The sequence below is a fragment of the Emticicia aquatilis genome, from assembly GCF_014644295.1.
GTDB lineage: Bacteria > Bacteroidota > Bacteroidia > Cytophagales > Spirosomataceae > Emticicia > Emticicia aquatilis.
This window is the reverse complement of record NZ_BMKK01000008.1, coordinates 1-13,332: the sequence shown is the minus strand read 5'-3', so window position 1 is coordinate 13,332 and position 13,332 is coordinate 1. Positions and strand designations below refer to the sequence as shown.

The 13,332-nt window shown below is 38.6% G+C and carries 11 protein-coding genes; 1 reads left to right on the top strand and 10 read right to left on the bottom strand.

All coding sequences use genetic code 11. The features are described 5' to 3' along the window. Window positions 1–156: 156 nt before the first annotated feature. Both IEX65_RS18485 and IEX65_RS18480 read right to left on the bottom strand, forming a co-directional pair. The gene (locus IEX65_RS18485; protein WP_188768081.1) at window positions 157–1,368 is read right to left on the bottom strand and encodes an FAD-dependent monooxygenase; all 1,212 of its coding nucleotides are present in this window, start codon (window positions 1,366–1,368) and stop codon (window positions 157–159) included. A 216-nt stretch (window positions 1,369–1,584) separates the two neighbouring features. Then, complete coding sequence (locus IEX65_RS18480; RefSeq protein ID WP_188768080.1) at window positions 1,585–2,418, bottom strand: AraC family transcriptional regulator; 834 nt, start codon at window positions 2,416–2,418, stop codon at window positions 1,585–1,587. A 225-nt stretch (window positions 2,419–2,643) separates the two neighbouring features. On the opposite strand from IEX65_RS18480, the gene IEX65_RS18475 reads away from it, so the two are divergent. Next, window positions 2,644–3,057 (top strand): Dabb family protein, encoded by a 414-nt coding sequence (locus tag IEX65_RS18475; RefSeq protein ID WP_188768079.1) that lies wholly within the window; start codon window positions 2,644–2,646, stop codon window positions 3,055–3,057. Between the two features lie 48 nt (window positions 3,058–3,105). On the opposite strand, the gene IEX65_RS18470 is transcribed toward IEX65_RS18475, so the two are convergent. The 8 genes from IEX65_RS18470 to IEX65_RS18435 form a co-directional block, all read right to left on the bottom strand. Further along, on the bottom strand, window positions 3,106–4,311 hold the full coding sequence (locus IEX65_RS18470; protein ID WP_188768078.1) for a multidrug effflux MFS transporter: 1,206 nt from the start codon (window positions 4,309–4,311) through the stop codon (window positions 3,106–3,108). Between the two features lie 77 nt (window positions 4,312–4,388). Beyond that, window positions 4,389–5,372 (bottom strand): aldo/keto reductase, encoded by a 984-nt coding sequence (locus IEX65_RS18465; protein WP_188768077.1) that lies wholly within the window; start codon window positions 5,370–5,372, stop codon window positions 4,389–4,391. Between the two features lie 22 nt (window positions 5,373–5,394). Next, window positions 5,395–5,859: a nuclear transport factor 2 family protein gene (locus IEX65_RS18460; RefSeq protein ID WP_229250771.1), complete on the bottom strand. Its 465-nt coding sequence runs from the start codon at window positions 5,857–5,859 to the stop codon at window positions 5,395–5,397. A 24-nt stretch (window positions 5,860–5,883) separates the two neighbouring features. Next, window positions 5,884–6,777, bottom strand: coding sequence for a helix-turn-helix domain-containing protein (locus tag IEX65_RS18455; RefSeq protein ID WP_188768076.1), 894 nt, complete (start codon window positions 6,775–6,777; stop codon window positions 5,884–5,886). 4 nt (window positions 6,778–6,781) lie between these two features. After that, window positions 6,782–7,549 (bottom strand): hypothetical protein, encoded by a 768-nt coding sequence (locus tag IEX65_RS18450; RefSeq protein ID WP_188768074.1) that lies wholly within the window; start codon window positions 7,547–7,549, stop codon window positions 6,782–6,784. 346 nt (window positions 7,550–7,895) lie between these two features. Next, on the bottom strand, window positions 7,896–8,888 hold the full coding sequence (locus IEX65_RS18445) for an LLM class flavin-dependent oxidoreductase (RefSeq protein ID WP_188768072.1): 993 nt from the start codon (window positions 8,886–8,888) through the stop codon (window positions 7,896–7,898). 156 nt (window positions 8,889–9,044) lie between these two features. Then, the gene (locus IEX65_RS18440) at window positions 9,045–9,413 is read right to left on the bottom strand and encodes a hypothetical protein (protein ID WP_188768070.1); all 369 of its coding nucleotides are present in this window, start codon (window positions 9,411–9,413) and stop codon (window positions 9,045–9,047) included. A gap of 28 nt (window positions 9,414–9,441) precedes the next feature. Further along, window positions 9,442–13,218, bottom strand: coding sequence for a ThuA domain-containing protein (locus IEX65_RS18435; RefSeq protein WP_188768068.1), 3,777 nt, complete (start codon window positions 13,216–13,218; stop codon window positions 9,442–9,444). Window positions 13,219–13,332 lie beyond the last annotated feature (114 nt).

The window sequence follows — 13,332 nt, the reverse complement described above, 5'->3', positions numbered from 1 at the left end:
CGTCATGTAGTCATAATTTATTCGTGTAAGAATTACACTTAAAAAGTAGTTGTGCGTATTTTATTTAATGGTAGTAAAAAATGTGTGTGTTACCCGAAGAAAATCGGGGATTGAATTAGCAACTATTAACTTAGCTTCTCTGCTACAAAGAGCCTACTAAACCTCCAGAGCTGCTTTCCAGTATTCAGGTAGAACTATGGTATCATCAGTTGGTAATTTGTTTTTATTACTAAATAATTTGCCAATGCCTCTAACCAAATTGCTCGAAATAATATTGATTGCGGTATTAAATATTTTGATACCAAACTTAGATTTCGGATGAGCTAAATGGGGTACACCCGGAGGAAGTTTTTGTATCTCATTTACATAAGGTCGAAGGAGTTTTTCATAAGCAGCAAAGGCTTCTTTATGGTCTGAATGTCTTGAAAGTTCACCTGCAAGGATATACGCTCCCACCATCGAAAGACTCGCTCCCATTCCGCTCAAAGGCGAAGGGCAAAAAGCAGCATCGCCCGTCATGGCACAACGGCCTTTCGACCAACTTGGAGCAATTACTTGACTAATACCATCAAAATATATATCGGTATTATTATCTAACTCAGCCAAAATTCTGCTTGCTTCCCAGCCTGCATCAGCAAATTTTTCTTTTAAAATTGCCTTTTGTTCGGCTACACTTAGTTTTTCGTAACCTTTGGGTTCTGAAAGAAAAGAAAATGATGCTCTGGTAGTGCCTACATTATCAGGACGTATAAAAACTACTCTTGAATTGGGAGCATTATACCATCTTGCCCAGCGGCTATCGGAAGGTGTTTTTGGAATTGTGAAATAAGAAACATACAAGTTTAAGAAACGAATAACTGGTTCATCGCCAAAAATCAAAGAACGTGTACGAGAACGAATACCATCAGCACAAATCACCAAATCAAAGACTCGCTCCTCCCCTTTCTGAAATTGCACTCTAACTCCTGCCTCAAACTCATTCAAGCTAACTATCTGATTACCAAATATATACTCAACATCCTCTTTTGTATGATTATACAATATCTGAGCAAGGTCTCCTCTAAGAATCTCCAATTCGCTCGTACCAATGTTTGATTCTCCTTTAGGCAGCTCGGCTTTTGTATTATCATACTCATCTACAAAACGTACACCCAGTTCACCAGTATCTGCTGCACGAATTTCATCTTCGATGCCCATAAGTTGGGCTATTTTTTGAGCTGCCCCTTTAATGTCAATGTTCTGTCCGCCAAGTCGGAGTGAGTCAGCACGTTCAACGATTGTGGCGGCAAAACCAAAGCGATTTAGCCAAAAAGCGAGCGTCGGCCCTGCAATACTTGCCCCCGAAATAAGGATTTTCTTTTGATTCATTGAGTTTGTTAGAGTAGATAAGTATCTTTCATAACCTTTTGAAAGACATAAGGTTTAAAATTGAGAGATATTTTACAGGAATCATTTCAATACCTCATCTGATTTTTCATTCTAAACCCAATCTGATGAATACATTTCGGCCAAAAATCAATATCGCTTGTAGATAAACTTGATATTTATTTGGAAGATTAATCAAAAAATATGTACTTCCTAACGCTAAAGTACTTTCCTAAAGTTGGTTGGTGTACTGCCTGTAAATTTCTTGAATTGCTTACAAAAATGGCTTTCATCTATATACCCAAACTCATCGGCAATCTCTCCTATCGTTAGCTGACTGTATAATAGGCGAATTTCGATGAGTTTCATTTTATATTTAGTGATGTATTGTTTTAGCGATTCGCCCGTATGTTTCTTAAAAAAGATACTGATATAATCGGGCGAATAATTAAAGACATCGGCCAAATGCTCAATCGTGAGTTTGGATGGCTGATAAATATGCTGCTTGATATAGACCAAAATTGCTTCTACCGAATCTTTCAAAATTGGGCTGGCAGCGGCTTGCCCAAACAAATTTCTGGCAAGAATTATCATAATGCTCTGCATGAGACTCGTCCGAATACTTTCAAAATATTTAGAATGTTGATTCTCATACTCTTCTTCCAATACTGCCAACAATCCAAACAATTTCTTTTTATCTTGTTTGTCATGTACAATCGAGCCACGACTCTGCGAAGAAGTATATAACAACGTACTTACAACTTGCTGCCAAAGACTGTCTCTTTCTTCTATTTGTTTCTGAATCGAATCATTGAAGCGTACAAAACAAAACTCGGTTAGAGTATCAATTTCAAAATTATGAAAATCCTCTGGTCCTAACAGAAATATATCGCCTTCGGTATAAGCAAATGTATTGCCGTTGATGTTATGAATGCCACTTCCTTTCAGAATAAAAATAATCTCGAAATACGAATGTTTATGTACGGGATGATTCCATGTCTTTGCCTCGAAATGATAAATACTAAAAGGTGTATGTAGAAGGTATCGTTGCATAATAATAGATGATAGCCGCAAAAGCACCAATATATGTTGGATTTTTACAATAAACAAGTATCTACTTTCAGCTAATTTTGCACTCAAATAATCATTTTTATCTATTTTATTTAAATCTGAAGAACTTTTTAGCAAAAATCAGCAAGATTTTAGTCAGAGAATAATTTGAATCTCAGAAAATAAATAATGGAAATATACAAGTACAAAGCATTAAAAATACAAAAAATGAACAAATCAACAAGAAGAAAATTCTTAAAAACTAACGCCATTGCCCCGTTGGCATTTACGACCGCTTTTGCTTCGGAGAAAGTAATTAAAAGCGAACTATTCGTACATCATGTATATTTTTGGCTAAAAAATCCAAATTCTGAAGCCGATAAAGCTAAATTGATTGAGGGATTGGAAGCATTATCGAAGGTTTCGGAAATCAAAATGGCTCATATTGGCACTCCTGCCAGTACGAATAGAAGTGTTATCGAAAAAGGATACGCAGTTTCGTGGTTATTGTTTTTTGAGAATCTCGAAGAAGAAGAAATTTATCAAAAACACCCGATTCATCTAAAATTTGTGGCCGATTACTCGCATCTGTGGGAAAAAGTAATTGTTTATGATTCGGTTGGAACAAAGAGAAAAGGCTGATTTGAATTAATGATAGCTGAGCATTGGTTTCGTCGCTCGGCTATATTTCTACCCCAAAGCAACTTTATCATTTTTCTCCAAAATCATTCTTCCAACTCTAAAAATAGTTAATCCAAGCACTGCACAAGCTGCCATCACGGCGGTCATTGGCAAACTTGTTCCGTCACTCAATGCTCCAACTAAAGCCGCAGATAATGAGCCTATTCCCATCTGAATTGCCCCTAAAAGTGCAGATGCCCTTCCTGCTTCCTTCGAGAAAGGTACTAATGAGAGTGCCGAGGCATTTGGAAAACTAAACCCTTGACAACATAAAAATAAGAATATCAGCATAATCATGCTGTAAAGATTTAACCAATCAAACGCACTTCCTATACACAATACGCAGCCAATAATGGTTTGTGTAGTTAATACAACCCTAACAATTTGTTCGGAGCGAAATGTTTTAAGAGCAAAGTTGTTGAGCTGACTGCTCAAAATCAGTCCACCCGCCAAGAAGCCAAATATCCAACCATATTGTTGCTCCGTAACGTGATACATTTTCATGAACACAAACGGTGAGCCTGATAAATAAGCATAAACCCCACCCGAAACCATCGAACCCGCAAAGGCATAAGTAAAAAACTGCGGATTTCGGAAAATATTAAAGAAACTCGGTATAATATGTTGGGGCTTTAGTGAAATACTTTCATCTGGATTTTTGCTTTCGGCCAAGAAAAAAACTACTGCCAAAAATAATAACAAACCCATGCCACCTTGCAACCAAAATACCGAATGCCACCCCATAGCCGTAATCATATAGCTACCAACCGTAGGAGCAATAATAGGCGAAACGCCTAAGATTAGAATAAGTGTAGAAAAGATTTTGGCACTTTCCTGCACAGGAAAACTATCTCTTACGATGGCTCGTGGAGCGACCATACCCACACAACCACCTAAAGCTTGCAAGAAACGTAGAGCGATTAGCATTTCTATCGAAGTGGCCAATGCACAACCTACAGATGCTACAAAGTATATAACCAAGCCAACGATTAAAGGTATCTTACGCCCAAAACGGTCGAGTAAAGGGCCATAAATTAGTTGACCTACTGAAATACCAATAAAAAAACTTGATAAAGAGTAAGATACATCATCTACGGTAACTTTCAAATCAGCAGCGATACTCGGAAAACCCGACAAATAGGTATCAATCGAAAATGGCCCGATGGCAGAAAGTAAACCAAGTATAAGAATTAATAAAAAACGATTATTATTCATTCGGTAGAAAGTATAAGTAAAAAGGCTTGTTCGACAGCCCAAAGTCTATCGAACAAGCAAAGGTAAGCACAAAATAATCAAAGCCCTGTTGATTTCTCCATGGCTTCGGTATATCTTGTTCCCATTACTTTTACTTCTTCTGAAGCGGCGGTTAGTTCGGCTAACTCTGAACCAGTAAAAGTAATATTAATTGCTCCGTTATTTTCGGTCAAACGATGCAGTTTTGTCGTTCCCGGAATCGGTACTATCCACGGTTTTTGAGCCAATATCCACGCGATTGCAATTTGGGCATTGGTGGCTTCTTTTTCTTGAGCAAAACGTTCGATAACTGACAGCAAAGCTTTATTGGCTACTCGTGCTTCTTCGGTGTATCTTGGCAAAACATTACGGATATCACCTTCGGCAAATTTTGTTGTTTCGTCTATTTTACCTGCTAAAAAGCCTTTTCCGAGTGGACTAAACGGCACAAAGCCAATACCCAGTTCTTCGATGGTTGGAATAATTTCAGCTTCGTGCTGGCGTGTCCAGAGTGAATATTCAGACTGCAAAGCCGTTACTGCCTGCTCGGCATGTGCCTTACGGATGGTACTTGCACCCGCTTCCGAAAGTCCAAAGTGTTTTACTTTACCTTCTTTAATCAAATCTTTGACCGTTCCTGCAACCTCTTCTATTGGGATATTTGGGTCAACTCGGTGCTGATAAAACAAATCAATTACTTCTATATTGAGTCTTTTCAATGATTCTTCGGCTACTTTTCTGATGTTTTCTGGGCGAGAGTTTACGCCTGACATTCTTCCATCAACGATATTGAAACCAAATTTTGTGGCAATTACTACATCATTCTTAAATGGAGCTAAAGCCTCTCCTACTAACTCTTCGTTGGTATAAGGGCCGTACACCTCAGCAGTATCAAAAAATGTAATACCTTGCTCAACGGCCGCACGAATCACTTTTATCATTTCTGATTTTTCGCCCGCTGGACCATAACCAAAACTCATTCCCATACAGCCTAACCCGATGGCCGAAACTTCTAAATCTTTTCCGAGTATTCTCTTTTTCATGTTTTTATTTTTTTAATCATTTTTAAAATGTAGTGGCTACCGATTTCAAGATAATCCACTTGTCTTTACGTTTTTCAAGCTGCATTATTTGCTGCAAACGCCAAGTATTTCGTGAACCCCAAATTCGAGCATCAAACAGATTTTGACTAACAAACGTGGCTTTATCATCCTCAATTTTTATCGTATTTTTTACTTCTTTGTACGAATAATATTTCATTCTTTCACTTTCAATCTCCGAGAACCATTCTTCTTTTGACTGCACATATCCTGTGATGTGCGTAAGCGTAAAATGTGAATCTAAAATTTTGTTCAACTCAACTAAATTCTTATCAATCATCAACTGTTTTAGTTGCCGAGTTACATCAAGAATTTCTGATTTATTAATTTCTATTTCCATTAAACCTTTTACTTTTAAGCTTGTTTGTGAATAAGGGATGCTTGTATTAAAAATGATTATCGGAAGCAATAGTGTTATGAATCGTTTCATTTTTGCGTGCATCCATCGGATTTTTTAACTTTTCCTAAACTTCACTGGACTCATTTCTGTATGTTTTTTAAAGAAATTATTAAAATGTGTAACTTCCTGAAAACCAAGCGAATAAGCTATCTCCGAAACATTCCATTTACTTTGTTTGAGCATGATTTTGGCTTCTTGCAAAAGCCGTTCACCGATTAGATTTGAAGTAGTCTTGCCACTTGTTTCTTTTACTGCCCGATTGAGATGGTTGACATGAACATTGAGCTGGTCGGCAAAATCGGAGGCGGTTCTTAGTTTAATTTCAGTATGGTTTTCGTCAATCGGAAACTGGCGTTCGAGTAATTCCAAAAACAACCAATAGATTCGTTGTGAAGCATTGATTGGTAACTGCTCAATGAGTGTTGAAGGGCGGGTTTTCATGGCAAAATGTATCAGTTCATAAATCTGATTTCTGATAGCATCGTACTTATGAATATACTCCGAACTCAATTCGGTTTCTATTTTCCCAAAGATTCCACACAAATAGTCAAACTGGGCATCGTCTAATTCAAAGACATGCGTACCCGCAGGTTGAAAAACTTCATACTGTATCAGATTGCCGAATTGATTAAAAAAATTGGCATTGAAAATTACATAAAAACCAGAAACCTCTGTTTCGATATGCTCCCACTTATATGGGATGAAAGGATTAGAGAAAACAAGGGCTTGTTTCTCAAACGAAAAAACTTTATCGGCATAATGAATACGGCTGTTGCCTCGGCACAGTGTAACTTTGAAAAAATCACGGCGGCGATACGGTACGGGCTTGTTGGCAGGATGTGGCAAACGAAACACATTCACATGCCCGATGTCTTTACTCAGATTTTCGGGAATCCAATCGAATTTGCGTTTATAAAAATCTTCTAAGGACTCGAAACCACTATTCATAATTTTACAGTTTTACATTCAGTGCAACATTCCAAACAACATTATCACCCGCAATCGTAGAATTCAATTTATAGGTAAATATTGATGAGAGATAAACGGGCATTTTTTTCTTGTTGATAATTATCATGTGGCTGTAATAATAGCCTTTTTTATCATCTAAAGTCAGATGAAACACTTGTGGAAAAAAGCCTAAATAATAGTTTTTTGAGATTCCGATATTTGGAAAGCGTGGTTGGAGCGAAACATAAGTACTTTTCTGAACTCCATAATTTTTATCTAAGCCTTTTGAGCCTAATATATGTAAACCCAACGAAAACTTGGCGGAATGATGCCAAACAGGCACAAATTCGGCCGCCAAAAACCTATTTGCCACCCATCTATTTTCTAAGTTTCCGTTGATTGTCACTTGGCTTGGGCGAATAACATACGAAGGATGAGCTCCTACGTGCCAGCTAAAATGTTCAGTACGTTTCGAGCGGTATCTCAGCCAAAAAATGTATGACCACGGCTCTCCGTTGAGTCTCCAACGAAGCTCAGGTTCAAAGAAAATATGCTTTTTCCCAACTGTCAAATTGATAATCGTGGCAGGTTTACCGAGCATTAAATTAGGGAAAAGCGATACGCCATTATTCGTAATTTGAATATTAGCGGAAGCATGCAACGGTTCAGTTTTTTTGAGTGAATCTGCTTTTTGAGCAAAAATTGCAGTATTACAAAAAAGAAGTAATAGGGCTGTTTTTAGGCAAAGAGGAGTTTTGTTTAGGTAGTTCATTCTAATAAAAAATAGGTCTGTTTTCTATTACAAAATTACTGCTTTGGCATGAGTATATTAAACAAAATTCAAATCAAAACTTACAAAAATCAAACAGAGGTCTAAAACAAAAGAGCTGAGTTACGACTACCCAGCTCTTTGATTGTAATTATTTATTCTAAGTGATGGTAAAAATTAAATTGATAATATTTTTTTACCGAGCGTCGGTCGCCACGGAGTTGCCTAAAGTTTAAAAATTACAGAGTTTCACAGAGTTTTTCTATTTTTTCTTTGTGTAACTCCGTGTTGTACTTCGTGTACCTCTGTGGTAAAATACTATCAATTAAATAGTTCTTAATACTTATAATCAATTATCGCTCAAAGCATCACGCAAAATAGAAAATGATTTTAGCTTGGCGTCTAAATCAAAAATATGCGACGCCACCATTAGCTCATCAACTTCTGTTTCTTCGATAAAAGCTGAAAGATTTTTGTTGAGGGTTTCTTTGCTTCCGTAAAATGTACAGGCAAGCATGTTATTTACGGCTTGTCTGACTTCTGGAATTTGATAAACTTCGGGCAATTTTCCTGCAGGTTTGAGTGGTTTGCGTTTATTGGTAATGATTCCAACAAATAAATTGATTAAACTGGCCAATAATTCATTGGCTTCTTCATCAGTGTTGGCGGCAAGCACATTTACACACGCCATTACGTAAGGTTTGTGCAAAACCTCTGAAGGCTTGAAATTGTTGCGATAGATTTTGATAGCCGTCCGAAATTGTGCTGGTGCAAAATGAGAAGCAAAAGCATAAGGAAGCCCCATTTCGGCAGCTAAATATGCACTATCGGTACTTGACCCCAATATCCAAAGCGGAATATTCAATCCTTCGCCTGGGAATGCTCTGACTCGGGCGTCGCAATTATCGTCACTAAAATAAGTTTGTAACTGCCTTACGTCTTCGGGGAAATTATGGGCAGTTTCTTGATTTCTACGCAATGCCATTGCTGTGAGTTGGTCAGAACCTGGTGCTCTGCCCAGACCCAAATCTATGCGATTAGGATAAATTGTCTCCAAAGTACCAAATTGTTCGGCAATCACTAATGGGCTATGATTGGGTAGCATGATTCCGCCCGAACCTACTCGAATCGTATTGGTTTTTCCTGCTACATGACCAATCAAAACCGATGTTGCCGAACTCGCAATATATTCCATATTGTGGTGTTCGGCCATCCAAATACGTTTATAGCCTAAATTTTCGGCGTTTTTAGCAATTTCTACGGTGTTTGCTATGGCAGTTTGGTGAGTGCCACCTTCTACTACTGTAGCCAATTCTAAAACTGATAATGGTATTTTTGTCATTCAGTGTAATCTCTTTCCATAAGAACCCCAAGCTTATTTAGAAAGTTTCTATTATCCTTTTGAAATTAGTTATAAACAAAAAGAACGACCGAATGACCGTTCTTTTTGTTTATAATCTGACAGGCAGTCAACATTTACTATTGACTGTGGGCTTTATTACTCTTTCACCCTTATGGCTTTTGCCTCGAACATATTCATCAATGTGCCTTTCAAATTATTGTCATCCACTTTTGTAAGTTCAACATTTACATCGTAGCCTTGAGCCGAAAAGAAAATGATAATTTTATCGGCTGATTCTTCAATATTTGTAATCGGAATTTTTGGAGCAGAGGCATCGGCTGGCAACGACAATTCTCCGCCTAACTTTCCATCTTTTCTTTCGAGTTTTGTTACAAACTTGGCATCACCATTTGGTGTACCTGCGACCGTAATTTCCCATTTTGCTTCAAAAAAATTGGTCTGAGCAAAAGTATTGAACGACAAACCCAATACAAAAAGCACGACAAGAACACTTAGTTTTTTCATTTCACTTAGTTAATTTATAGGTTTATACTTATTTTATTCTACTTCCTTTTACCTCAATCATACCCATGAGTTTGCCTTTTAGGTTATCGGCATCTTCTTTGTTGAGTTCCATGTTGAGGCTCATACCATTGGCTGAGAAAAATACTTTGACTTTTTCGGCATCAACTTCTTCAACTTTTTCGAAGGCTTGACTTCCCATTTGCTGTGAAATCATTTTGCCCGAAAGCACACCATTGTTTCTTTCAAATACAATATCAATCGAAACATCTCCAGCGGGTGTACCAATCATTTTGGTTGCCCATTTTCCTACAAAATAATCATTCGCGGCCGATGTTTCTACTTTCACAGGTTCTTTCAATGAGCTTTCATAAGCCATTTTAAATTCAAGACCCATCACAACCATGAGCGAACCTGATTCTGCTTTTGTATTTGTAAAAAGCATATAAACATCTTGCAGTTTACCATCCAAATTATTTGGCAATTGGATAGGAACTGAAACTGTTTTTGGTGTGAAATCCATTTTTTCGGAAGGCTCCAAGAAAGCCGAACGCCCAAGCAATGGACCAGTCGGGCTACCTAAACGTGCTTCAATCGTACCTCCCACGGCCCCGAGTTGAGGTTTCGGTGCGGTTGCTCCTACTTGGATTTCTGAAACACCTGTCAAATCAACTTGCTTCATAATCATGTAAGCTCCTGATTTTGAAGGAATTGCCAAGTTATTTCCACCAAAAGCCATTTTGTTAATATCCACATATTCATCGAATCCGTGCGGGTCGATTTTCGAATTTCTCAACACAAAACTTTGCTCCGATTTCAAGGCTGGTAAACCATTTGCACCTTGGTCTTCGTAGGCAGCACGCACAATATATACACCCTTGTTTTTATCAGATGCAGGGGCTTTAGTTGTGAATGAACCTTTTACTGGCAATGAAGATTTTGGTTTTTCGTTGGCGATATTCAAGATATATTTTACCATTTCAGAGGCATCAGCCGTAGAAATTTGCGGGTGTGCCGCCATGGCAGTTTCACCCCAAACGCCACTTCCACCCGAAATGATTTTCTTTGTAAGTGTTTCAAGAGCTTTGTTATCGCCTTTGTATTTCAAGGCCACTTCTTGGTAAGCTGGTCCGATAGATTTTGAATCTTTTTTGTGGCAAGCCATACAGTCACTGCCTTCAATCAATTTCTTACCAGTGGCGTAGGCTGCACTTGCATCCGCCGAGCGGTGCCCCATAGCAATCATATTTTTATCGAAACCTTCGGCCAAATAATCAATATTTACGGCTACGTTTTCAGGCGAAATACCATTATCCAACTCACCATCTTCTTTATCTTTGACCTTGATTTCGTAGTCGAATGATTTATTGGCAATGTAAAAACTCTTATTGGCTTTCGGCATATCAAGACTCAATACCGGTGGTTCGTTTCCTGCCGTAATCTCCATTGATTGGCTATTTAGACCGCCTTTTCCATCATCAACTGTAAGCGTAGCTTTATAAACACCAGCCTTTGTGAGTGTTAGATTAGCATCTTGCGTAGGAATCACTTTCACGAAACCATTTTTTGAAGTAAGCTTCCAAGTATATTTCAAGGCATCGCCATCGGCATCAGTTGTGCCTTTTGCACTTAATTTTAGGTTGAAAGGAATAGCTCCGCCCATTTGGTTGGCTGCCACCTGAATTTGTGGCTTACGATTTCCGCCATTGTATTCGATGCGAATTAAGCGGGCATCATCATTGGCCGTAAACCAGCCACTTCCGTATTCGAGCATGTATAAATCACCATTATCGGCAAACTCCATATCCATCGGATTGCTAAATTTATAGCTTGGCATAAAACGCTCCATCGAAGCATAATTTCCGTCTTTATCAAAACTTACAGCCATAATCCAACCACGCATCCACTCGTAGATAAAGTGTTTACCATCATAATATTTCGGGAATGCTCTATTCGCTGTCGCAAAGTCGTCTTTATAATAAACTGGACCTGACATTGGATTACAACCGCCCGCACCCAGTAACGGAAATTCTTGACTGTTGGCGTACGAATACCAAATCATCGCCCCTTTTGCTTCGGGTAATTGAATCAAACCAGTGTTGTTTGGCGAAGTATTCATCGGTTTCAGATAATCCCACTTAGCACCAGAAGTATTAGTCGCAAAATCAAATTTATTATAGGCTTTGTTATCGCCCACAAAATGCGGCCAACCATAATTTCCAGCCGCTGAGGCTTGTCCAAACTCACAAGTTCCTGCTGCACCACGATTCGGGTCTGGTTTAGAAGCATCTGGCCCTACATCGCCCCAATACAATTTTCCAGTTCTTTTATCAACCGCAATTCTGTAAGGGTTGCGGTGTCCCATGGTGTAAATTTCTGGTCGAGTTTTTTCCATGCCTTTCGGGAAAAGATTTCCTTCTGGAATGGTATAAGTGCCATCTGGCTGCGGTTTAATTCTAAGAATTTTACCACGTAAATCGTTGGTATTGGCCGAAGATTTTTGAGCATCCCACGGGCTTCTACCCGGACGTTCATCGCTTGGGCTATAACCATTCGAAGCGTGAGGATTGGTATTATCTCCCGTAGAAAGAAACAAATTTCCCGATTTATCCCAATCAATCGAGCCACCCGTGTGGCAACATTCTTCACGTTGGGTTTCTACTTTGAGCATTTCTTTTTCAGAACTCAAATCAATCTCGTCGCCTTTCATAGTAAATCTTGAAAGTACGTTGTATGAACCTTTTAAAGAAGAATAATACATGTAAATCCAGTGATTTTGAGCGAAATTAGGGTCTTTATTCAAGCCTAAAAGTCCATCTTCAGCCACCGATTCTTTTCCTTCTCTATTTACATATTTTAGGCTCACAGGAAGTTTGGCAATCGTTTTAAGGGTTTTGGTCTTAGTGTTATAAAGTCTTACTTCTCCTTTACGTTGGATGAAAAGTACTCGGTCGTTATCAAGTAAAGTTAGCTCGACTGGCTCATCAAGTTTTTCTTCTAAAACAACTTTTGTAAAACGATTTTCTTCTGGACGAGCCTTCGAGAAATCTAATGGTTTTGGTGCTTCGCCACCCGCAGCGTATTTGATACCCGCCCAAAGATGATTCAAGAAAAGTGGCTCTGAGAAAGTTTCGTCAGTATGCCCCATGGCAGTATAAAATGAGCGTCCGCCCTCGAATTCTTGAAACCAACTAATTGGGTGGTCAGCACCGTTTTTGCCTCCTTGATAAGATTTTTCATCAATTTTTACAACCACATTGATTTTTGGCGAAATATCTTTGAAGCTATAAAACTCATCCGAACGCTCAAACTCGTCGGGCATTCCTGCGGTTAGTTCGTTCTTTTTGGTTACATAAAACTTACCTTTTTGCACATTATTGGGCATTGGGTGGTCGAGAAACCATGCACCTGCCAATTTATTGTACCAAGGCCAATCATACTCGGTATCAGTGGCGGCGTGAATACCCACATAGCCTCCGCCTGCTTGAATGTATCGTTCAAACGAATTTTGTTGTTCGTTATTCAAAATATCGCCCGTTGTGTTTAAGAAAATAACGGCATTGAATTTCTTCAAATTTGCTTCCGTAAACAGGCTTGCATCTTCTGTAAAACTCACGCCAAAGCCTTTTTCTTTAGCCATTTTGTCTAAGGCTTTTTTACCTGCCTCGATAGACTGATGCCTGAACGCCGCCGTTTTGCTAAAAACCAACACATTGATTTTGGTTTGTGCAAACAGTGAATTGACCAAAAACAACATAAAAACTGACTTCAAAAGCCCTTTTATGATTGTTGTACGCTGTTTTTTCATGTAATTGAAATTGATTTGTTTGATTATTTTTTTGATTTGTTTCGCAATTGTAGAGACGTTGCATGTGCCGAGCGAAGTAGGGTTGAACCCTATTAAGGCGAAATGGAGTTGTCC

What these genes read in the sequence shown, in the direction of transcription:
- IEX65_RS18450 (WP_188768074.1), bottom strand. Translation starts at nt 7,549, where the DNA reads ATGAACTACCTAAACAAAACTCCTCTTTGCCTAAAAACAGCCCTATTA.
- IEX65_RS18465 (WP_188768077.1), bottom strand. Translation starts at nt 5,372, where the DNA reads ATGAAAAAGAGAATACTCGGAAAAGATTTAGAAGTTTCGGCCATCGGG.
- IEX65_RS18470 (WP_188768078.1), bottom strand. Translation starts at nt 4,311, where the DNA reads ATGAATAATAATCGTTTTTTATTAATTCTTATACTTGGTTTACTTTCT.
- IEX65_RS18460 (WP_229250771.1), bottom strand. Translation starts at nt 5,859, where the DNA reads ATGAAACGATTCATAACACTATTGCTTCCGATAATCATTTTTAATACA.
- IEX65_RS18440 (WP_188768070.1), bottom strand. Translation starts at nt 9,413, where the DNA reads ATGAAAAAACTAAGTGTTCTTGTCGTGCTTTTTGTATTGGGTTTGTCG.
- IEX65_RS18435 (WP_188768068.1), bottom strand. Translation starts at nt 13,218, where the DNA reads ATGAAAAAACAGCGTACAACAATCATAAAAGGGCTTTTGAAGTCAGTT.
- IEX65_RS18455 (WP_188768076.1), bottom strand. Translation starts at nt 6,777, where the DNA reads ATGAATAGTGGTTTCGAGTCCTTAGAAGATTTTTATAAACGCAAATTC.
- IEX65_RS18445 (WP_188768072.1), bottom strand. Translation starts at nt 8,888, where the DNA reads ATGACAAAAATACCATTATCAGTTTTAGAATTGGCTACAGTAGTAGAA.
- IEX65_RS18485 (WP_188768081.1), bottom strand. Translation starts at nt 1,368, where the DNA reads ATGAATCAAAAGAAAATCCTTATTTCGGGGGCAAGTATTGCAGGGCCG.
- IEX65_RS18475 (WP_188768079.1), top strand. Translation starts at nt 2,644, where the DNA reads ATGAACAAATCAACAAGAAGAAAATTCTTAAAAACTAACGCCATTGCC.
- IEX65_RS18480 (WP_188768080.1), bottom strand. Translation starts at nt 2,418, where the DNA reads ATGCAACGATACCTTCTACATACACCTTTTAGTATTTATCATTTCGAG.